Annotated in this window: 17 protein-coding genes and 1 riboswitch; of the genes, 11 read left to right on the plus strand and 6 right to left on the minus strand. The window is 61.4% G+C overall.

Going from position 1 to position 20,216, the window contains the following annotated elements:
- Positions 1-93 precede the first annotated feature (93 nt).
- Positions 94-498, plus strand: a complete 405-nt coding sequence (locus SPHINGO391_RS24335; protein ID WP_152011724.1) for a hypothetical protein — start codon at positions 94-96, stop codon at positions 496-498.
- 60 nt (positions 499-558) lie between these two features.
- Here the strand turns inward: SPHINGO391_RS24335 and SPHINGO391_RS24340 are convergent, their stop codons facing one another.
- Both SPHINGO391_RS24340 and phaR read right to left on the minus strand, forming a co-directional pair.
- Positions 559-990 (minus strand): heme-binding protein, encoded by a 432-nt coding sequence (locus SPHINGO391_RS24340; RefSeq protein WP_152011270.1) that lies wholly within the window; start codon positions 988-990, stop codon positions 559-561.
- A 168-nt stretch (positions 991-1,158) separates the two neighbouring features.
- Positions 1,159-1,752 carry a polyhydroxyalkanoate synthesis repressor PhaR gene (gene phaR, locus SPHINGO391_RS24345; protein ID WP_152011271.1) on the minus strand — a complete coding sequence of 198 codons (594 nt, stop codon included), beginning with the start codon at positions 1,750-1,752 and terminating at the stop codon, positions 1,159-1,161.
- Between the two features lie 245 nt (positions 1,753-1,997).
- On the opposite strand from phaR, the gene SPHINGO391_RS24350 reads away from it, so the two are divergent.
- From SPHINGO391_RS24350 to SPHINGO391_RS24385, 8 genes are all read left to right on the plus strand, one after another.
- Positions 1,998-3,173, plus strand: a complete 1,176-nt coding sequence (locus SPHINGO391_RS24350; RefSeq protein ID WP_152011272.1) for an acetyl-CoA C-acetyltransferase — start codon at positions 1,998-2,000, stop codon at positions 3,171-3,173.
- 112 nt (positions 3,174-3,285) lie between these two features.
- A complete protein-coding gene (gene phbB, locus SPHINGO391_RS24355) occupies positions 3,286-4,011 on the plus strand; it encodes an acetoacetyl-CoA reductase (protein ID WP_152011273.1) in 726 nt (241 codons plus the stop codon).
- A 139-nt stretch (positions 4,012-4,150) separates the two neighbouring features.
- On the plus strand, positions 4,151-4,864 hold the full coding sequence (locus SPHINGO391_RS24360; RefSeq protein ID WP_152011274.1) for a glutathione S-transferase: 714 nt from the start codon (positions 4,151-4,153) through the stop codon (positions 4,862-4,864).
- Between the two features lie 833 nt (positions 4,865-5,697).
- Positions 5,698-8,868, plus strand: coding sequence for a helicase-related protein (locus tag SPHINGO391_RS24365; protein ID WP_152011275.1), 3,171 nt, complete (start codon positions 5,698-5,700; stop codon positions 8,866-8,868).
- Positions 8,869-8,879: 11 nt separating this feature from the next.
- Positions 8,880-9,269 (plus strand): RNA-binding S4 domain-containing protein, encoded by a 390-nt coding sequence (locus SPHINGO391_RS24370; protein ID WP_152011276.1) that lies wholly within the window; start codon positions 8,880-8,882, stop codon positions 9,267-9,269.
- 335 nt (positions 9,270-9,604) lie between these two features.
- Entirely contained in the window at positions 9,605-9,943 is a 339-nt protein-coding gene (gene fdxA, locus SPHINGO391_RS24375) for a ferredoxin FdxA (RefSeq protein WP_152011277.1), read from the plus strand.
- A 417-nt stretch (positions 9,944-10,360) separates the two neighbouring features.
- Positions 10,361-10,930: a CarD family transcriptional regulator gene (locus tag SPHINGO391_RS24380; protein WP_152011278.1), complete on the plus strand. Its 570-nt coding sequence runs from the start codon at positions 10,361-10,363 to the stop codon at positions 10,928-10,930.
- A 484-nt stretch (positions 10,931-11,414) separates the two neighbouring features.
- Positions 11,415-12,278: an RNA polymerase factor sigma-32 gene (locus tag SPHINGO391_RS24385; RefSeq protein WP_152011279.1), complete on the plus strand. Its 864-nt coding sequence runs from the start codon at positions 11,415-11,417 to the stop codon at positions 12,276-12,278.
- A 183-nt stretch (positions 12,279-12,461) separates the two neighbouring features.
- On the opposite strand, the gene SPHINGO391_RS24390 is transcribed toward SPHINGO391_RS24385, so the two are convergent.
- From SPHINGO391_RS24390 to thiB, 4 genes are all read right to left on the minus strand, one after another.
- Positions 12,462-13,976: a M48 family metalloprotease gene (locus SPHINGO391_RS24390; protein ID WP_152011280.1), complete on the minus strand. Its 1,515-nt coding sequence runs from the start codon at positions 13,974-13,976 to the stop codon at positions 12,462-12,464.
- Between the two features lie 121 nt (positions 13,977-14,097).
- Positions 14,098-14,841, minus strand: coding sequence for an ATP-binding cassette domain-containing protein (locus SPHINGO391_RS24395; RefSeq protein ID WP_152011281.1), 744 nt, complete (start codon positions 14,839-14,841; stop codon positions 14,098-14,100).
- Positions 14,838-16,460 carry a thiamine/thiamine pyrophosphate ABC transporter permease gene (gene thiP, locus SPHINGO391_RS24400; RefSeq protein WP_152011282.1) on the minus strand — a complete coding sequence of 541 codons (1,623 nt, stop codon included), beginning with the start codon at positions 16,458-16,460 and terminating at the stop codon, positions 14,838-14,840. Before thiP ends, SPHINGO391_RS24395 begins: the two co-directional genes overlap by 4 nt.
- A 10-nt stretch (positions 16,461-16,470) precedes the next feature.
- Positions 16,471-17,484 (minus strand): thiamine ABC transporter substrate binding subunit, encoded by a 1,014-nt coding sequence (thiB, locus tag SPHINGO391_RS24405; protein ID WP_152011283.1) that lies wholly within the window; start codon positions 17,482-17,484, stop codon positions 16,471-16,473.
- Between the two features lie 37 nt (positions 17,485-17,521).
- Positions 17,522-17,628, minus strand: a riboswitch (TPP riboswitch).
- 63 nt (positions 17,629-17,691) lie between these two features.
- Here thiB and SPHINGO391_RS24410 point away from each other — a divergent pair.
- Positions 17,692-18,345 carry a thiamine diphosphokinase gene (locus SPHINGO391_RS24410; protein ID WP_152011284.1) on the plus strand — a complete coding sequence of 218 codons (654 nt, stop codon included), beginning with the start codon at positions 17,692-17,694 and terminating at the stop codon, positions 18,343-18,345.
- 2 nt (positions 18,346-18,347) lie between these two features.
- A complete protein-coding gene (locus SPHINGO391_RS24415; protein WP_152011285.1) occupies positions 18,348-20,180 on the plus strand; it encodes an ABC-F family ATP-binding cassette domain-containing protein in 1,833 nt (610 codons plus the stop codon).
- The last annotated feature ends 36 nt before the right edge of the window (positions 20,181-20,216 follow it).

A 20,216-nucleotide genomic window follows, 5' to 3' on the forward strand; every position in this document is an offset into this window, starting at 1 on the left:
TTCTGATCGAAGCGCTTGCGCTTGGCGGATGGATTTCGCATGGTCGCGCTGGCCGCAAGGGCCGGTGTCGCTCATTACATTCCGAGGTTTTCCATGCTTGCCGCTATTCCGCTGATGATCGTGCCACTGATCGGGTACAATCTGGTCATGATCGGGTTGCTCGGCGGCGGTATCGCCGAACTGCAGACGACGATCTTTTCGACGTCGATGATGTCGGGTGCGACCTGGACGATGAGCATGGGCGACCTGCTGATCGTGGTCGCGCTGGTGTTGCTGTTCATCGAAGTGCTGAAGGCAACGCGGACCGGACCCTGGTCTGTGATCGATCACATGCTGTCGATGTTCGTTTTCGTGGCCTTCCTGGTCGAGTTCCTGCTGGTACGTGATGCCGCAACCCAGGTTTTCTTCATTTTGATGGTGATCGCATTCATCGATGTGATTGCCGGATTTTCCGTCTCGATCCGGTCCGCAGGCCGGGACGTCTCGATCGGGCTGTAACCCGGCAATCCCAGAGCCGATCATCCTAAAGATGACCGGCTCTGGTGGTTGCGCGCGGGGTCAGCCTGCGTCCGGCGTGAAGCCGGCGGCCTCGATACCGGCAATCGCGGCGATCTCGTCATTGTCGGACGTATCACCGGTGATGCCGACGGCACCGATGATGGCACCGGTGGAATCCTTGACCAGAACGCCGCCGGGAATGGCGACGATCTTGCCGCCGGAAACGGCCGAGAGGCCTTCCAGGAAATGCGGCCGGGTTTCGGCCTGGGCATTGAGCCAGCGCGACCCGACGCCAAGCGCAATCGCGCCATAGGCCTTGCCGCTGGCAATCTCGAACCGCATCATCGATGCCCCGTCCTCGCGCTGGAAGGCCTTGAGGTGACCGCCGGCATCGAGCACGGCCACGGCAAGCGGCTTGAGGCCGAGTTCCTTGCTTTTCGCCAGCGCGCTGTCGATGATCTCGAGTGACTTGGCCAGGGTAAGTTCGGTCATGGGAAATGCCTTTCGGGTCTGTATCGGGAACGGATGACACGCTTATAGGCGTTCCCGCGGCGTGCGCGCCACCGGTTTGCGACAGGCGGATAGCGAAAGCTGTTTTGCCCTGAGGGAAACAATCAACCCGGATTTGTTCTTTGATGGACTGCTGGGGCGTTGCGAAGGTCAGCTGTCGATCGAGTTGATCTTGTCCTGAAGCTGCTTGAGCTGCGACTTGAGCTCATCGATATCCTTCGAGGTGTCGGATTTTTTCGGCGCTTCCTCCGACGGCGCGGAATGGGCCAGCGCGAAGGGCGAGAACATCTGCATCGCCTTCTGGAACATCTCGGTGTTGCGGCGGACCTGTTCCTCGACAAGCTGGATCGGCAGCTGGATGTTGCGGGCCATCGGGTTGTCGCCGAAGGACTTGGTGATCTGGGCGCGGACCTGCTCCTGCTGCTCTGTCAGGGCCGACATCGAGTGTTCGAGATAGCTCGGCACAACCATCTGCAACTGGTCGCCATAGACAGAAATGAGCTGCCGGAGGAAGGAGACGGGCAGGAGCGTGTTGCCGGTCTTTGATTCCTGCTCGAAGATGATCTGGGTCAGAACCGAATGGGTGATGTCATCGCCGCTCTTGGCGTCGAGGACAACGAAGTCCTCGCCCTTCTTGACCATGACCGCCAGATCATCCAGCGTCACATAGGTGCTGGTGCCGGTATTGTAGAGTCGGCGATTGGCGTATTTCTTGATGGTGATGGTGCCGCTGTTCTTCGCCATTCTTCACTCTCCTCAAATGGTCTCCCCAGACCGGATCCCCGCCTCGTGGCCCCAGACTGTAGGCGAAAACCGTTGATAAAGACAAATCCTTTGTGCAATGCGGTGAAAGCGACCGGGAATCGTCAGACTATGGTCCTGATTTAACCGATTGCATGGAATATTCGGTGTTCGGGGATTTGACAGGAACTGCAAGCTCCTGCACGTTCAGAACAGCTTTTCACAATACATGACAGGGAAAATCCATCATGAGTTCTATCGTTATCGCCAGTGCCGCCCGCACTCCGGTCGGGTCTTTCAACGGCGCTCTGTCTTCCGTTGCCGCCCATGATCTGGGCGCAGTCGCCATCAAGGCAGCGCTTGAGCGCGCCGGTGTTGCGCCGCAAGAAGTCGACGAAGTCATCCTCGGCCAGATTCTCTCCGCGGGCCAGGGCCAGAACCCGGCGCGGCAGGCGGCGATGGCTGCCGGTATTCCGCAGGAAGCAACAGCCTGGGGCCTCAATCAGCTCTGCGGTTCCGGCTTGCGCGCGGTGGCGCTCGGCATGCAGCAGATCAGCTCGGGCGACGCCAACATCATCGTTGCCGGTGGTCAGGAGTCTATGTCGATGGCGCCTCACGCAATGCATTTGCGCAACGGCGTGAAGATGGGTGCGGCCAACATGGTCGACACCATGATGCACGATGCGCTGACCGACGCCTTCTACAACTACCTGATGGGCAATACCGCCGAGAACGTTGCCAAGCAGTGGCAGCTTTCGCGCGACGAGCAGGACACCTTTGCCGTCAATTCGCAGAACAAGGCAGAAGCTGCGCAGAAGGCCGGCAAGTTCAAGGATGAGATCGCCGCAGTCACCATCAAGGGTCGCAAGGGTGACACGGTCGTCGAGGAAGACGAGTACATCAAGCATGGCGTGACCATCGAGGGCATCTCCAAGCTGCGCCCGGCGTTCGACAAGGAAGGCACCGTGACCGCCGCCAACGCATCGGGCATCAATGACGGCGCTGCCGCCACCGTGCTGATGAGCGAAGCCGAAGCTTCCAAGCGCGGCATCACACCGATGGCACGGATCGTCTCCTGGGCCACCGCCGGCGTTGACCCGCAGATCATGGGCACCGGCCCGATCCCGGCGTCGCGCAAGGCATTGGAAAAGGCCGGCTGGAGCGTCAGCGACCTCGACCTGGTGGAAGCCAACGAGGCGTTTGCTGCGCAGGCCTGTGCGGTCAACAAGGACATGGGCTGGGATCCGGCGATCGTCAACGTCAATGGCGGCGCGATTGCCATCGGTCACCCGGTCGGTGCATCGGGTGCGCGGATCCTGAACACGCTGCTGTTCGAAATGGCCCGCCGCGACGCCAAGAAGGGTCTTGCGACGCTGTGCATCGGCGGCGGCATGGGCGTGGCGCTCTGCGTCGAGCGCGGCTGAGACTGAAGGGGAGGCAGGCGCGCTGGTTCGAAGCCAGCCAGCGCGCCGGTTAGATCAAGTCCGCTCAAGACGGACAACAGAGTGTCAAAAGTGATCCTTGAGGAGGAGCAGCATGAGTAAAGTAGCAATCGTGACGGGAGGGTCACGCGGGATCGGGGCGGCAATTTCAATCGCACTGAAGCAGGCGGGCTATACGGTCGCCGCCAACTATGCCGGCAATGACGAGGCGGCCGCGAAGTTCACCGCAGAGACCGGGATCAAGACCTATAAATGGTCGGTCGCCGACTATGATGCCTGCGTTGCTGGAATCGCCCAGGTCGAGGCTGATCTCGGTCCGGTGGCGGTGCTGGTCAACAATGCCGGCATCACCCGCGATGGCATGTTCCACAAGATGACGCCGCAGATGTGGAACGAGGTGATCAACACCAACCTCACCGGCCTGTTCAACATGACCAACCCGGTCTGGGGCGGCATGCGCGAGCGCAAATATGGCCGCGTCATCAACATCTCCTCGATCAACGGTCAGAAGGGGCAGGCAGGCCAGGTCAATTATTCCGCCGCCAAGGCTGGTGACATCGGCTTCACCCGGGCGCTGGCCCAGGAAGGCGCGCGTGCCGGCATCACCGTCAATGCGATCTGCCCGGGCTATATCGGCACCGACATGGTGCGCGCCATCGACGAGACTGTGCTTAAAGAGCGCATCATTCCGCAGATCCCGGTGGGCCGTCTCGGCGAGCCCGAAGAAATCGCACGCTGTGTGGTTTTCCTGGCGTCCGAGGATGCGGGCTTTGTTACCGGCTCGACGATTTCGGCCAATGGCGGTCAGTATTTCAGCTGATCACAATGGCCCGGTCTGAAGGATTTGCGCCCGGCGGGAAACTGCCGGGCGTTTTGATTTGGGAATGAATGTTCTGCTGAGGCCTTCTTGCTGTCGGGGATCCGGATCGGGACAAGCCCAGTTAAAGGAGAGATCGGCAGTGACTGATTACACGCTCTACTACTGGCCCATCCAATTCCGCGGTCAGTTCGTCCGGTCCGTTCTTGCCCATATCGGCTGCGTCTGGGAGGAGGCCGGATATGAGGCGTCGCTTGCGCAAAGAACATCACCGCCGGGCGAACAGCTGATCGCGCATATGGGACCACCGGTTCTGACGGACCATCAGCGCAACATCCATGTTTCCCAGATGCCGGCGATCCTGAGCTTTCTTGGCGAAAAGCACGACTTGACGGGAACCGATCCCGCGACACGGGCGATGTGCCTCAAGGTCGTATGCGACGCCAATGACGTGCTCTACGAGATGACCCGGTACAATGGCGCGCAGATGTGGACGGACGCGGCGTGGGCGGATTTTCTACCGAGACTGCATCGCTGGATGGGAATTTTCGAGGAGACCGGCTGGCGTTACGGCGTGAGGGCGAGTTCCGGATTCATGCTGGGAGGTGATGCCCCGGGGCTGGCTGATCTCGTAACTTCAACATTGTGGGGCACGATGACCGCAAAGCTGCCCGCGCTCAGGCCGGTGCTGGACCGTCATGCCCCGGCGATTGCCGGGCTTACGGACCGGATTGCGGCGATTGATTCCCAGATTGAGCTCAGGTCCCGGAGCGACGCGGCATTCGGAGACGCATGGTGTGGTGGGCAGATCGAGGCATCGTTGCGGGAGGTCCTGCGACGGAAGCAGACCGGATGAGTCCCGGCCGGAACCGCAAAGGTTAACGGAACCGGGTGTCAACCCTTTCATTCTCACCTTTTTCAGCAGCTCAATAGATGGCGACGCGGGCCAAATCACAAGATCTGGTGGTGAACAAACCGGGAAATCCCGCTTGAAGCTGATTCGTCGCCGATTCGTTCCAGCGCTGTTCCGGAAGTTAACAGGAACCGGAAAATGCCACCAAATGCATTTATGAAGTGATTGGAATGTTTAATAAAATCTGAGCGACTGAGAATGGCTAGCGAAGGATTCGACAGGTGATTTTGGCAAGCGCAGCAAACGGCAAAGGTTAATTTTCGGGTTGGGCAGCGTCGATACCGTGGTGCCGACTGTCCAAAACTAGTGGCAGCATGGTGGGCGAGAATCCATATGTTGTGGTGAACAAATGGCCAACCGGGCCAGGTCAATGATTCGTCGCCGATTCGTTCCACCGCTGTTCCGAAGGTTAATCCGATCGTTCAAAGACCGGGTATCTGATTAACGAAGTATTTGGAAATATTGATAAACTCTTAAAATGAGCGGCTGACTGGCCACCTTGCGGAGCGGCGTGGATTTGAAAGGTTAACGCAACCGGGGCGGCTTGGCGGAATCGCTGCGAGGGCGATTCAGCATATGGTGTCGTGGATGGTCCCGCAGGGCAGATATGGGGGTGAACAAAGCCGGAATCAGGACGAGTCATTGATTCGTCGCCGATTCGTTCCGCGACTGTTCCAATGGTTAAATTGCGAGTCTTCGGGTTCTTTGCGATTAGCCCCTGTTTCGCCTTCTCCGATGTGATACGTAACGCGCGACCTGACCTGAATACGGACGACATGCCCGCTTTCCCCAGCCATCCCCCGAAACCATTGATCCTGTCCGGGCGCGGCGTCACTGCCGTGCTGGGACCGACCAATACCGGCAAGACGCATTTCGCCATCGAGCGGATGGCGGCGCATTCGTCGGGCGTTATCGGACTGCCGCTGCGGCTCTTGGCGCGCGAGGTCTACGGGCGGATGGTCGAGAAGGTCGGGCTAAGCCATGTCTCGCTGGTCACCGGCGAGGAAAAGATCACGCCGCCGGGCGCGCGCTACTCGGTGTGCACCGTCGAGGCGATGCCGCAGGAAACCAATGCCGCCTTTGTCGCCATCGATGAAGTGCAGATTGCCGGAGATCTTGAACGCGGCCACGTCTTTACCGACCGAATCCTGTCATTGCGCGGCCGGGAGGAAACGCTGCTGCTCGGATCGGCAACGGTGCGCGGCATTCTCGAGCAATTGCTGCCGGGGATCACAATCGTCGAGCGTCCGCGCCTGTCGGAGTTGCATTACGCAGGCTCGAAGAAGATCACGCGGCTGCCGCGGCGGTCTGCCATCGTGGCGTTCTCGGCCGACGAGGTCTACGCGATCGCCGAACTTGTGCGGCGCCAGCGTGGCGGAGCGGCGGTTGTTCTGGGGGCGCTCAGCCCGCGCACCCGTAATGCCCAGGTCGACCTCTACCAGAACGGCGATGTCGACTACCTGGTGGCCACCGACGCCATCGGCATGGGGCTCAACCTCGATGTCGATCATGTTGCCTTTGCCCAGGACCGGAAATTCGACGGTTTTTCCTACCGGCAACTTACGGCCTCGGAATTCGGCCAGATCGCCGGCCGTGCCGGCCGGCATCTGCGCGACGGCACGTTTGGCGTCACAGGCCAGGTTCACCCGCTGCCCGATGATCTGGTCCAAAGGCTTGAAAGCCACGTGTTCGAGCCGGTCAAGATCCTGCAATGGCGATCCAAGCAGCTCGATTTCTCCAGCCTGATATCGCTGCAGGCGAGTCTCGAGCAGATTCCGGCAGTGCAGGGACTGACCCGGGCTCTGCCGGCGGTCGACCAGCGCGCGCTCGAGCACCTGGTCAATGATTTCGAGGTGCGCGACCTTGCCAGCACGCCGCAAGGGGTCGCCACCCTGTGGGATGTGTGCTCGCTGCCGGATTACCGGCGGATCGCTCCGGCACAGCATGCCGACCTGATTGCCACGATTTACCGGGACCTGATCCGCACCGGGTCGGTGAACGAGGATTTCCTCGCCGAACAGGTCCGCCGCACCGATTCCACAGACGGAGAAATCGACACATTGTCGGCCCGGATCTCTCAGATCCGGACATGGACCTATGTTTCCAACAGACCTGAATGGCTTGCCGATCCGACACACTGGCAGGAAAAGACGCGTGAAATTGAGGACCGTTTGTCCGATGCGTTGCATGAAAGGTTGACGAAACGCTTTGTTGACCGCAGGACATCTGTGCTCATGAGGCGCCTGAGAGAGAACGCGATGCTCGAAGCTGAAATCAGTGTGAACGGTGATGTCTTTGTTGAAGGTCACCACGTAGGACAACTGGCCGGATTCCGGTTCATGCCGGATAGCTCGGCGGACGGGCCGGACGCAAAGGCCGTTCTGGCTGCCGCGCAGAAGGCGCTGGCGCTGGAATTCGAAGCGCGGGCAGCACGCCTGCATGCCTCGGGCAATTCCGATTTCGCCATCGGGGCGGATGGCACCGTGCGCTGGCTGGGCGATCCCGTTGCCAAGCTCGCAAGCGGCGATCACATTCTCAAGCCGCGCACCATCCTGCTGGCCGACGAACAGCTGACCGGGACCGCCCGGGATTTCGTCGCCGCGCGCATCGACCGGTTCGTCAATCACCATATCGCCACGGTGCTCAAGCCGCTCGACGATCTGACCCGCGCCGAGGATCTTGACGGACTGGCGCGCGGACTGGCTTTCCGGCTGGCCGAAAGCCTCGGCGTCCTGTTCCGCCGCGACGTGGCCGAGATGATCAAGGACCTTGATCAGTCGGCGCGCGCATCCTTGCGCAAATACGGCATCCGCTTCGGCGCCTATCACATCTTCATGCCGGCTTTGCTGAAGCCGGCGCCGGCCGAATTGGTGACGCTGTTGTGGGCGCTTGCCAATGACGGGTTTTCGAAGCCCGGTTATGGTGACGTGACACCGCTGCTGGCCGCTGGCCGCACATCTGTCGCCACGGATCCCGAAATCGACCGCGAGTTCTATCGCCTGGCCGGCTTCCGGTTTCTTGGAAAGCGCGCTGTGCGCATCGACATTCTAGAGCGGCTGGCGGATCTGATCCGGCCAGCGCTGCAGTGGAAGCCGGGCACGCAAGGGACGCGTCCTGAGGCGGCCTATGATGGCCGTCGCTTCATCACCACGACCGGGATGCTTTCCATTCTCGGTGCCACCCAGGACGACATCGAGGAAATCCTCAAGGGGCTCGGTTATCGCGCGGACGCGGTTCCTGCCGAAGAGGCGCAGGTTCATCTTGCCGGTCTCGAGGCCGCGCAGGCGGAAACCGCTGGTGGAACTCCCGAGGGCCCCAAGGTTGAAGTCGTGGTTTCGCGAACTGCCGCGGACCGCCCGCTCAAGCCCGCCGCACCGGCCCAGGAACCTTCGACCTCAGCGGAAACTTCCGAAGACGCCGCTGCCGAAGCTGCTTCCGATGCCGCGCAATCCCCCGCGGCCGATAACGCACCAACGGCCCAGCCGGCCGAGGCGGCAGCCGAAAATGCTGCCGGTGAGACCGAGGCGCCTCAAGGTGATGCCGCACAGGCTGACACTGCTGAAGAAGCGGAAGCGCCGCGTCCGGTGCTGCTGTGGCGGCCCGGCGGCCGTCAGGACGGACAGCGCGGGCCGCGCAATGCGCCCGGTGAAGGCCGAGGCCGTCGCGACGGTGGCAACCGCAACGCCCGGTCCGGTGAGAAGCAGGATGGCGAAGCTGCAGCCGATGGCGAGGGCCGTCCCAACCGGGGCCACCGCGGAAAGCCGGGACACCAGGGCAAGGGCGGACCCGGCCGGGGCGGCAAGGGCGGACATGGCAACAAGCCAGGCCACGGCGGTGATGCGAACCGTGGCAACCGCAACGACCGGCCGCAGCGCAAGGAGAAGCCTATCGATCCGGATTCGCCCTTCGCAGCTCTGGCAGCCTTGCGTGACCAGCTGAAGAAATAGGCACGGGTCTGGTGGAGCAGAGCGAAAGACAGCGGATCGACAAATGGCTGTTCTTCGCCCGAATCCTGAAATCCCGAACGCTCGCCGGAAAATTCGTTTCCGGCGGCAATGTCAGGGTCAACCGGGAGAAGATCGATCAGCCCAGCGCGCAGATCAAGCCGGGTGATGTCCTGACCATCTCGCTTGAGCGGCGGATCCTGGTGCTCAAAATCCTTGGCTGTGGCCATCGCCGTGGACCGGCACCTGAAGCGCAACTGCTGTACGAAGACCTGACGCCAAAACCGACCGAGGCAAGCAAGGCCGAAACGGTAGCGGCGCAGCGCGAGCCCGGTTCAGGCCGGCCGACCAAGCGTGACCGGCGAAAAATAGATCAGTTTCGCAATTCGGACGATGACGCATGAAATTGTCTTGACCTATGACACTGAGGAGAAGCTCATTCGCCAATCCCGCGCATGGGGAGCGAGGTTTATCCGCGAGCGCCTTGCTGCGGCGCTTTGGCGGCATCTGATGTCTTGCAATACGGCGTCAAAGCCGGTACCTCACCGCCGTTGATCGTGACAGCTGCGGCTTTGCTCTCTTGAGCGCGATGTCCGCTGTGACGCTCTGAAAATGATGTATCTGTGGTCCAGCAGGAGCCAATCTGGCCGAACCGCATATGCAGCAGTTTTAAGTGCTAAGGCGTCCTTTTGCGCGTTTGATTGAACGCGCGGCGTCTTAGGAGCCTCAGGAGAGACGTATGACCTATGTGGTGACTGATAACTGCATTCGCTGCAAATACATGGATTGCGTTGAAGTCTGCCCGGTGGATTGTTTCTACGAGGGCGAGAACATGCTGGTCATTCATCCTGACGAATGCATCGATTGCGGCGTGTGCGAGCCCGAGTGCCCCGCCGAAGCCATCAAGCCGGACACCGAGCCCGGGCTTGAAAAGTGGCTCGAGGTCAACACCGAATTTGCCGACAAATGGCCGAACATCACAATCAAACGTGAAGCCCCGGACGACGCGAAGGAATTCGACGGCCAGGAAGGCAAGTTCGAGAAGTACTTCTCTCCGGAGCCCGGCGAAGGCGACTGACAGGGCCCGAGACGGTCAGGATTTTGCTGCAACGCGGCGTTGGGGCCGTTGCACCGCCGCACGATTAACCAAATCGCGGCACGATTTGCGCCAGCCTTTGGGAGGGCTCGCGCAAATCATTGATTTACACCATTTTTTGTGATACATATCTTATTACTGACATCTTCAAGGCGCCGCCAGGGCGAAACAAGAAGCAAAAACGGAAGCAAACGTCCCTCACAGCGGTGGTCTTTTCCTTGCAGCGCGATGCTGCCGGATTGCCTTATTCCGCGCGGTGACCGGCTGCGGCTTTTTGCCTTGTCCAGCTCTTGAAAGCGTTGTCAGTGCGATCGGCCTGCCGGCCATCGCAGGACCGGTCCGGGCAAGTCATGTCCGGCTCCCAGTGTCCGTTTCCGTAACAGGGAGTTTTGAAAACGCATGACAACCCAGCAGAAAAAGCCTTCACAGAGACAGGGTTTCAAGACCGGTGAATCGATCGTCTATCCCGCCCACGGCGTTGGACAGATCGTTGCAATCGAAGAGCAGGAAGTCGCAGGCCACAAGCTTGAATTGTTTGTGATTGATTTCGAAAAGGACAAGATGCGCCTCAAGGTGCCGGTCGCCAAGGCGTCGACAATCGGCATGCGCAAATTGTCGGAAACAGATTTTGTCGAGCGCGCACTGAAGGTCGTTCAGGGCCGCGCCCGGGTGAAACGGACCATGTGGTCGCGCCGTGCGCAGGAATATGATGCGAAGATCAACTCCGGCGATCTGATTTCGATCGCGGAAGTGGTTCGCGATCTCTATCGCGCCGAGAACCAGCCGGAGCAGTCCTATTCCGAACGCCAGCTTTACGAAGCGGCGCTTGACCGGATGGCGCGTGAACTGGGTGCCGTCAACAAGATGTCGGAAACCGAGGCCGTGCGCCTGATCGAGGTCAATCTCAACAAGGGCCCAAAGCGTGGCAAGGCCAATGATGAAGAGGGTGCGCAAGAAGAGGCTGCATAATCCTCCAAACGTACATTCTGGTAGTGTAAGCCCGGGCCGCCCAGCGCGCCCGGGCTTTTTTTCCCATCCATAGGGCGTGAGCTGATCGGTCTGCAGGCCAGTCGTACAGGATTGGCCCAGCCCCGGATTTGCCGCGAAATCCAAGCCATACGTGAAGTATGGATCTCCAAGGGCAAGGCTGCATGTGGCTATGAATGCCTGCTGGCGGGGGCTGTTGCAACGGTCCTCGGGCTGGGGCTGGCTTAGCCAGAATTTTGCCGGGCCATACCTGGCGTATGGATCGAATACTGCTCGTTCGAATACTTCTCTTGATGTTTCCTCAGTGTTTATGGAACCATTTCGATGCTGTTGCCTTCACCTTAGTGGTGGTTAGACTGCTTCGGCCCTGTTTGACCCGATCACGCCGATGTCATCGGTCGTGATGATCCGTTCTCCGCCCGCGTGCGTAGAGTGAGTAAATCAGTCGAAAAGACCGGAGGGTGTCATGAAAGCGATTTCCGCAAACAGGCAGATGGTGCGAGCCGCAATGGCAGCGCCGTACCTCGAGCGAGAGCAGGAACACGACCTGGCTGTTCGCTGGAAAGACGAAAAAGACCAGGACGCCCTACACCAGATTACAATGGCGCACATGCGACTGGTGATTTCCATGGCGGCGAAATTCCGCAATTTCGGGTTGCCAATGAGCGACTTGATACAGGAAGGCCATGTCGGCCTGCTCGAGGCAGCGGCGCGGTTCGATCCGGGCCGGGATGTGCGCTTTTCGACCTATGCAACCTGGTGGATCCGGGCTTCCATTCAGGACTACGTGCTGCGCAACTGGTCAATCGTGCGTGGCGGCACCAGTTCCGCCCAGAAGGCCCTGTTCTTCAACCTGAGGCGGCTCCGGGCGCGGTTGGCGCAGGACGATCCCTCGCTCACCGAGAGCGCCATTCACTCGCAGATCGCAAACACGCTTGGTGTCCACGCCAAGGATGTGGAGGTGATGAATGCCCGGCTTTCCGGCTCCGATTCCTCTCTCAATGCACCGATGTCGAATGGTGACGAGGGCAGCGCCTCCGACCGGATGGATTTCCTCAAGAGCGAAGAGCCTTTGCCCGACGAGCAGGTGTCGACCATCATCGACGAGGAACGCCGCAATATCTGGCTCGATGATGCGCTCAACACACTTAACCCGCGGGAATTGCGGATCATCCGCGAGCGGCGGCTGAGCGAAGACGGTGCGACGCTTGAGTCACTCGGTTCGGAACTCGGTATCTCCAAGGAGCGTGTGCGCCAGATCGAGAATCGCGCGCTGGAGAAACTGCGCGCCGTGCTGACGACCTCGACGCCGGAAATTGCCAGCCTTTAGAGCCTGCCATTTTTCGATGACGTTGTTTGAGCCTGGTCTTGCGCGCTCCGAACGGTGTCGCAGGATGCTGGCGGCGCTTGCGACGTGCCACCTTATGGTTCGACAGCCCGTCGGATAAGTTCGCTTTCAGCTGGAGATGATTGATCGAAAAGGCTGCAGCCGATTGCGGCCTGAAGCTTTCACTCACCGGTCCGTGACAATCTTGACCTTCTGGCCGGGCGCGAGAGAACTTCCGGGCGCAACCGCATTGAGCAGTCTGAAAAGCTCAACCTTGCGCTCCACGCCCCGCATGCGGGCGGCAAGCGAAGCCACCGTGTCACCGGGGGCTATGGTGACGATGCGGATGCGCAGAGGCTGCAGCTGCCTTATCTCCATGGCGGACATCCTGCTGAAGCCGGCGCGAACCACCGAGGCCGTGGGCTCCAGCCTGTCACTGCCGGTCGGGGCGGCGGTCAGGAACCGGTAGATACGGTCCTTCAACCGGATCACGGTGATGTCGAAATCCCACTGATCCGCCCTTGCCCGCGCAACAGCCGCAGGCAGACCGTTGACACTGGTTTCCCGGATCGAGGCTGGATCAAGCCCGGTCACCCAGCCGCTGGCGATGTAATCGGACAAGGACTGACGGCCGTTGTCGGTCACGCCGTCAAAGCGGATCGCAAGATCCCCGGGGCCGGTCGCCAGGACCGCGTCTGCATTGTTGTCGATGCGGAAGCCATTGGGTACCCTGAACTTGATACCCAGCACCGGGTGCAGGAATTCGGTGCCGCGCACATAGCCCTCATTGGGGCTGTCGCCAAACAGCAATCCATCAATGCCCTCGAGATAGTAGTCGCGACCGCGGTCACCCACACCTTCCATCCCGAACGCCCTGGCATGGTTCTTGGCAAGCTGCACCCGCTGGGGTGCGTTGGGGTGACTTGCCAGGAAGTCGAGGCTTGAATCCGACTCGGGATCGACCGAGCTGAACTGCTGATTGGCATTCATCGATTCAAGAAACCGTGCCGCTGCATAGGGGTCGTAGCCGGCTTCGCCGAGCATCCGGACCCCGATGACATCGGCCTGCAGTTCCTGGTTTCTCGAAAAGGCTGCGAGCGAGAGTTTGCCGCGGGCGACCGCGCGCCGGCCATCGATTGAATTGGCGAACAATTCCTCGGCCACCTGTCCGGCAAGTTCGACTTCCTGTTCGCGCCGCTGGCGTTCGAGGCCGTGATTGGCGGTGACGTGGGCCATTTCATGCGACAGGACGGCAGCCACTTCCGAGGCGTCATTGGCAAGCGCAAGCAGACCGCGGGTGACATAGAGATAGCCGCCCGGCAAGGCGAAGGCGTTGACCGCGGGAGAATTGAGCACGGTGATGCGATAGGCCTGGCTCGGGTTCTCCGACACCAGCGTCAGGGCACCGACGATGCGGGCGACCAGCCGTTCGGTCTTGGCATCCCGGAATTCTCCGCCATAGCTGGCGATGATGCGCGGATGCTCGTTGGCGCCGATGCGGGTGCGGGGGTCGGAAGCCCCTGCCTTCTCGGCGGTCTGCGGCGTCGCCGATGGCGCCACTGTCGGTTGATAGACGTCGACGCCCAGTGTCTGGCACGCGGACAAAAACAGCAGGCTGCCGGACAGGAGCAGCGCAGCGCGCAGCCGGTTGCGGAGGGGCGGGGATATCAATCTTGTATGGGGCGCAGCGATCTTGGCCATGGTCCGGATTGTTTTCTGGTCATCGTAATGCCGGGACGGAAGCTGAAAATCTCACAGGCCGGAATTTAAGGCTCTGGTCTATCCCAATTTGCGCCGGTTCTCCAGTGCCAAACGCTCGCGGCTAAATTGTGGCGCCGCCTCGTCTTTTGGCTCCGTTGCCAAGATATGCAAGCAAGTCGGGCAGATCTGCACGGTCGAAGAATCCCGCGGCAGGTGCGTCCGCAGCGATGCGGCCCCTGGCTATGAACAGAATCTGATCAGCCGCGGCACTGGCTTCATCGGGGTCATGGGTGACCATCAGCACGGTCGCACCGACTTCGGCGCGGATCTCGAGCATGAGGTCGAGCATGTCGGCGGCAAGCCCCGGGCCGAGCCCGTCGAAAGGTTCGTCAAGCAGGAGAACCGGCCGGCGCCGGACAAAAGCGCGGGCCAGCGCCACGCGTTGCTGCTCGCCGCCTGACAGGGTTGCCGGCATCCGCTTGCCGAAGCCCCCGAGGCCGACACGGTCGAGCGCGTGATCGACCTGCGACCAGGCGGTTCTGTCGAGCCGCAACGCCGGATCGAGCCCGAGGCCGATATTGGTGCGAATGTCGAGATGGGCAAACAGATTGTTGTCCTGGAACACCATGGAAACACCACGTTCGGACGGCGCGAGACGGGTCACGTCCTTGCCATTGAGTCCGATGCGGCCTGCAGTCGGGGTCAGGAACCCGGCGGCAAGGTTGAGCAGGGTCGACTTGCCTGCCCCAGAAGGTCCGAGAATGGCGGTGACGGATCCGGCAGCGCGTTCGAAGGAAAATGCGGCGCTGAGATCGCCAATGCCAAAGGCGACGTCTTCGAAGGCTATTGCCGGCTCTTGCGTCATCGCTCCTCACTTCGCTGGCGGTTTCCCAGCCGGTCGGCCAGCACCATCAACCCCATCGTGATGCCTCCCAGAAGCAGCGCCAGGCCGGCGGCGTCAGCAGTCCGGTAACTACCAAGTTTCTGATAGAGCAGCCAGGGCAGGGTGATGATGCGGTCGCTGCCGAAGAGCGCGATCGCGCCCAGATCACCCAGTGACAGGGCCACCGCGAAGACGAAGCCGGTCGCCAATGCCGGCATCATGGCCGGAATGTCGATCTGGCGCAGGCGGTTGAGGCCGACGAGCCCGAGGGACACGGCAAGACGTCCATTGCGTTCCATGGTGTTGCGGTGCGCGGGTTCGATCACCCGCATGACAAAGGGCAGCGCCATCAGCGCATTGACCAGCACGATCACTGCGAGCGGGGCCAGCAGCTGGCCGGTGGTGCCTCCAAACATGAGAAACCAGCCGGCACCGAGGACGACCGGAGGCACCAGCAGGGTCAATGAGCCGGCAGCACCTGACAGTCCCGCCAGAACAGCGAGTATCGGTGATCCGGGACGATTACCCGCCGAATAGCGGCCACGGACAAGCAGACTTGCAATCAGGACCGAAAGGGTGGCAGCGGCAATGCCGATCGACAGGCTGGTCACCGCCGCGCGCCAGAACAGAGTGTCGCCAAGAAGTCGGGGCAGGTTGGCACTCAACCCGGACACCAGAACTGCAAGCATGGGCGCGGCGACAAAAACGAGGCCCAGGCCGATCAGGACAGCGTCGGGCAGCATATGCAGCCCACCGCGGACATCCGGACGACTGGTGCGGCCGCCGCTGGTCTGTCCTTCTTCCGTGGGAACCGAGAACAGTCTGAGGAAGAGCATGACGATGAGGGTCAGTCCGACCTGTATGAATGAAAGCAGCACGGCGCGGCCTGGATTGAAGTCAAAGCGCAGCGCCTGGTAGATCGCCACCTCCAGTGTGGTTGCGGCCGGTCCGCCGCCCAGTACCAGCACCAGCGTGAACGAGGTAGCGCAGAGCATGAAGACCAGCCCTACCGCACCCGCCGCTGAACGGCGAATGGCAGGCCATTCGACAAGGCGGAACAAGGAGAAACCGTTCATGCCGAGATTGGCCGCGGTCTTCCAGTATTCGGCTGGCAGGCGTTCCAGCGCCGGCAGGATCAGCCGTACGGCAAGCGGCAGGTTGAAGAACACGTGGGCGATGAGAATACCGCTGAGTCCGTAGATCGAAAAGGGTGTCTCGAAGCCCAGGACGGACAGGCCCTTGTTGGCGATACCATTACGGCCCCAGATCTCGATCAGGCCGAGCGCGGCCACCAAGGGCGGCAAACCGAGTGGGACGGCAAAGAGGCTGATGAGCCAGCGCCGCCCCGGAAAGACGGGGCGGCGGGCAAGCGAACGGGCCAACGGTACGGCAAGCAAGAGGCTGAGAAAGGTCGACAGACCCGCCTGCAGCAGCGTGAACCGGGTGATGCGGAACAGGTAGGTACCCTGCTCTGTCGATGGAGCCGCTTCGATGCCTTGTGAAATCAGCACGGCGACGGGTGCCGCCAGCCCAAGGCCGACACACAGGAGGGCGCTCCATCCACCCGTTCTCGCTGTGCGGTGTTCGGCCCGGGTCAGCATGACAGCCGGTTCAGCGGCTCATGGCGCCGAGCCATTCATCGATCCAGGCAGCGCGATTTTCGGCCACTTCCTCCGGCGAATAGAGGAATGTCCTTTCCGGCGATACCAGCGTGGCGAAGGCTTGCGGCAGGTCCATGGTGACCGGTGCTGCCGGCATCATCCAGTTGTTGGTCGGGATCTCGTTCTGGAACCCGGGCGTCATCATGAAGCTCAGGAACTGCCTGGCGAGATCCTTCTCGGGCGCGTTGGCGAGCAGGCCTGCGACCTCGATCTGCAGGTAGTGACCTTCGGAGAATTCAGCGGCCTGGTAACGCTCGGTGTCTTCGGCGACCATGTGGTAGGCAGGCGAGGTGGTGTAGGACAGCACCATCGGCGCTTCGCCCGAGGTGAACAGGCCATAGGCCTCCGACCATCCCGGCGTCACGGTCAGTACGCGCCCGGAAAGCTTCTCCCAGGCCTGGGCGGCATCATCGCCATAGACAGACTTCATCCAGAGCAGCAGACCAAGCCCCGGGGTCGAGGTGCGGGGATCCTGGATGACGATCTTTTGCTCCGGGTCGCCCTCGACAAGCTCTTTAAGACTTGCGGGCGGGGTGCTGATCGCCTCACTGTCATAGACCACGGCAAAATGGCCGTAATCATAGGGAATGAAAACGTCGTCGCTGAAATCGCCGGGAACCGAAACGGCACCGGTATCGAGATCGTGGGCCTCGAACAGGCCGGTGGCCTTGGCTTCGGCGACCAGATTGGTATCGAGCCCGAGCACGATGCCGGCTTCGGCCTTTTCACCCTCGAGCTTGAGACGGTTGAGGAGTGCCACGCCATCGGCGATGCCCACCCATTTCAGATCACAGCCGCATTCGGCCTCGAATGCTGCCTCGATCTTCGGGCCCGGCCCCCATTCGGCAATGAAGCTCTCATAGGTGTAGACGGTCAGCGACCTGTCCGCGCTCAACGCCGGGCTGGCGGTGAACGGGAGAATGGCTGCCAGGGCAGCCGCAGGGAAGAAACGGTACTTGCGCATTGCTCGCGCCTCCTTGGTTCGAAAAACAGGAATAGGCGCGGTGTGCACGTCTAATCCCTCCGCCGGTACAAACCGGATCAGGTTCTTCGGGTTGACCGTCAGGTCTCTCAGCCCGGCAGACGCCAGGCACCCCGTTAGAGCGAGACAAGACATAGAATTTCTTCCAGACGCTGGCAAGTGCGCGCAAAGCTGCTATTGGCATGCGCCATGAGTTCAAATTCCACATTTGCCATCCTGCTCGGCGGGGCGCTCGAGATTGACGACCGTGTCGTGGAACTGACCAGAGGCGCGCGGGCGATCGCGGCCGATGGCGGCATGCGGCATGCACAGGCCCTCGGACTTTTGCCGGAAGTCTGGGTCGGGGATTTCGATTCCACGCCGCCCGAGCTGTCCGAGACACATGCGGCCACGCCGCGGATGCCGTTCCCGGCCGAGAAGAATTTCACCGATGGCGAACTGGCCATCGAACAGGCGATCGAACGCGGCGCGACCCGCCTGGTGCTGATCGGCTCGTTTGGCGGCGCCCGCACCGATCATGCGCTGTCACATCTGCTGCAGGCCGTCACGCTGGCAGAGCGAGGTCTTGACGTCGTGCTGACCTCGGGCGCCGAGGAAGCGGTTCCGCTCTTGCCGGGATCGCGTGAGCTCAATCTTCCCGCCGGCTCGCTGTTCTCGGTCGTTGCCTTTACCGCCCTCAAGGGTCTTTCGCTTTCGGGTGCGAAATATCCGCTTGATGAAGCCGACATTGCTTTCGGTGCGTCGCGCACCATCTCGAATGTGGCCGAGGGCCGGCTGACGGCCAGCCTGAATTCCGGACGGGCCCTGATCATTGCCCGTCCTCACGACTTTTCCGGAGCCTGAGCATGGCGCCTCCCATTTTGAAACTTGACGATATCGGGCTTTCCTTTGGCGGTACGCCGCTGCTTGACGGGGCCGAGCTGCAGGTCGAACCGGGTGACCGGATCTGCCTTGTCGGCCGCAACGGGTCGGGCAAGTCAACCCTGCTGAAGATCGCCGCCGGACAGGTTGAACCTCAGACAGGCGAAATCTTCAGGCATCCGTCCTCGACCATCCGCTATCTGCCGCAGGCGCCGGATTTCGACGGCTTTGCCACTGTCCAGGCCTATGCCGAGGCGGGTCTGGGGCCAAGCGATGATCCGTACCGGGTCAGCTATCTGCTGGAGCATCTGGGGCTGGATGGTGAAGCCGATCCTCAGACGCTGTCCGGAGGCGAAGCCCGCCGCGCGGCGCTGGCGCGGGTGCTGGCGCCGGAACCGGATATCCTGCTTCTGGACGAGCCGACCAACCATCTCGATCTTCCGACCATCGAATGGCTGGAAGAAGAACTGACACGCAGCCGCAGTGCGCTTCTGGTGATCTCGCATGACCGGCGGTTTCTCGAGCGCGTCAGCCGAATGACCATATGGCTTGACCGGGGCAGGTCGCTCAGGCTTGACCGGGGATTTGCGCATTTCGAGGCCTGGCGGGATTCCGTGCTGGAAGCCGAGGAGCTTGAGCAGCACAAGCTTGGACGCCAGATCGAGCGCGAGGAACACTGGCTGCGCTACGGCGTGACGGCACGGCGCAAGCGCAACATGCGGCGGCTGTCCGACCTCAAGACCATGCGCGCCGAGTTCCGCGGCCACAAGGGACCGCAGGGGCGGATCAATGCGCAGGTTGCCGAGGGGCGCGATTCGGGCAAGCTGGTGATCGAGGCTGAAGGCATCTCGAAGAGCTATGACGGCGCGCCGGCGGTGGTGCGCGATTTCTCGATGCGGATCAACCGCGGCGACTGTATCGGCATTGTCGGCCCCAACGGTGCAGGCAAGACGACGCTGCTGAAGATGCTGATCGGCGAACTCGAGACCGACACCGGTTTCGTGCGGCACGGTTCTAAACTCGACATCGCGGTTCTCGACCAGCGACGCGAGGTGCTCGATCCGGAGGAAACGCTGGCGCATTATCTGACCGACGGGCGCGGTGACAGCCTGATCGTCAACGGCGAAGCCAAGCATGTCACCGGCTACATGAAGGATTTCCTGTTCCAGCCAGAGCAGGCGCGGACCCCGATCCGCAACCTATCCGGCGGCGAGAAGGCGAGGCTGGTGCTGGCGCGGATCCTGTCGCGCCCGTCGAACCTGCTGATCCTTGATGAGCCGACGAACGATCTCGACATGGAAACGCTTGATCTGCTGCAGGAGGTGGTCGCGTCCTATCCGGGAACGGTGATCCTGATCAGCCATGACCGTGATTTTCTCGACCGTACGGTGACCTCGACGCTGGCGCCGGCGAACCCTTTGGAGCCGGACGGGCGCTGGATCGCCTATGCCGGGGGCTATTCCGACATGCTGGTACAACGGGGCACGGAGGCGCGGGAGACCAAGGCCCGCGCAGCGCAGGAAAGCGGCAGCGCGGCCCCGGCGCCGAAACCGCAGGCAGGCAATCGCGATGCATCGCGCAAGCTGTCCTACAAGCAGAAATTTGCGCTGGAATCGCTTCCGGTCAAGATCGAGGAAGCGCAGGCGAAGCTTGCGAAAATCGAGGCTGAAATGGCTGATCCCAAGCTGTTTGCCAAGGACCCGGACGGGTTTGCCGCCCGGGCCAAGACCCACGACGCCCTCAAGGGCGAGATCGAGGCGATGGAAGGCGAATGGCTTGAGCTCGAGATGTTGCGCGAGGAAATCGAGGGCAGCTGAATATAAAATCGCGCCCGCGGCATCTCGCCCCGGGCG

It is taken from the genome of Hoeflea sp. EC-HK425, assembly GCF_902498795.1.
Classification (GTDB): Bacteria; Pseudomonadota; Alphaproteobacteria; order Rhizobiales; family Rhizobiaceae; genus Hoeflea; species Hoeflea alexandrii.

Bases quoted from the DNA above. Each gene is read 5' to 3' on its own strand.
- SPHINGO391_RS24335 (WP_152011724.1), top strand. From the start codon at position 94: ATGCTTGCCGCTATTCCGCTGATGATCGTGCCACTGATCGGGTACAAT.
- SPHINGO391_RS24340 (WP_152011270.1), bottom strand. From the start codon at position 990: ATGACCGAACTTACCCTGGCCAAGTCACTCGAGATCATCGACAGCGCG.
- phaR (WP_152011271.1), bottom strand. From the start codon at position 1,752: ATGGCGAAGAACAGCGGCACCATCACCATCAAGAAATACGCCAATCGC.
- SPHINGO391_RS24350 (WP_152011272.1), top strand. From the start codon at position 1,998: ATGAGTTCTATCGTTATCGCCAGTGCCGCCCGCACTCCGGTCGGGTCT.
- phbB (WP_152011273.1), top strand. From the start codon at position 3,286: ATGAGTAAAGTAGCAATCGTGACGGGAGGGTCACGCGGGATCGGGGCG.
- SPHINGO391_RS24365 (WP_152011275.1), top strand. From the start codon at position 5,698: ATGCCCGCTTTCCCCAGCCATCCCCCGAAACCATTGATCCTGTCCGGG.
- fdxA (WP_152011277.1), top strand. From the start codon at position 9,605: ATGACCTATGTGGTGACTGATAACTGCATTCGCTGCAAATACATGGAT.
- SPHINGO391_RS24380 (WP_152011278.1), top strand. From the start codon at position 10,361: ATGACAACCCAGCAGAAAAAGCCTTCACAGAGACAGGGTTTCAAGACC.
- SPHINGO391_RS24385 (WP_152011279.1), top strand. From the start codon at position 11,415: ATGAAAGCGATTTCCGCAAACAGGCAGATGGTGCGAGCCGCAATGGCA.
- SPHINGO391_RS24390 (WP_152011280.1), bottom strand. From the start codon at position 13,976: ATGGCCAAGATCGCTGCGCCCCATACAAGATTGATATCCCCGCCCCTC.
- SPHINGO391_RS24395 (WP_152011281.1), bottom strand. From the start codon at position 14,841: ATGACGCAAGAGCCGGCAATAGCCTTCGAAGACGTCGCCTTTGGCATT.
- thiP (WP_152011282.1), bottom strand. From the start codon at position 16,460: ATGCTGACCCGGGCCGAACACCGCACAGCGAGAACGGGTGGATGGAGC.
- thiB (WP_152011283.1), bottom strand. From the start codon at position 17,484: ATGCGCAAGTACCGTTTCTTCCCTGCGGCTGCCCTGGCAGCCATTCTC.
- SPHINGO391_RS24410 (WP_152011284.1), top strand. From the start codon at position 17,692: ATGAGTTCAAATTCCACATTTGCCATCCTGCTCGGCGGGGCGCTCGAG.
- SPHINGO391_RS24415 (WP_152011285.1), top strand. From the start codon at position 18,348: ATGGCGCCTCCCATTTTGAAACTTGACGATATCGGGCTTTCCTTTGGC.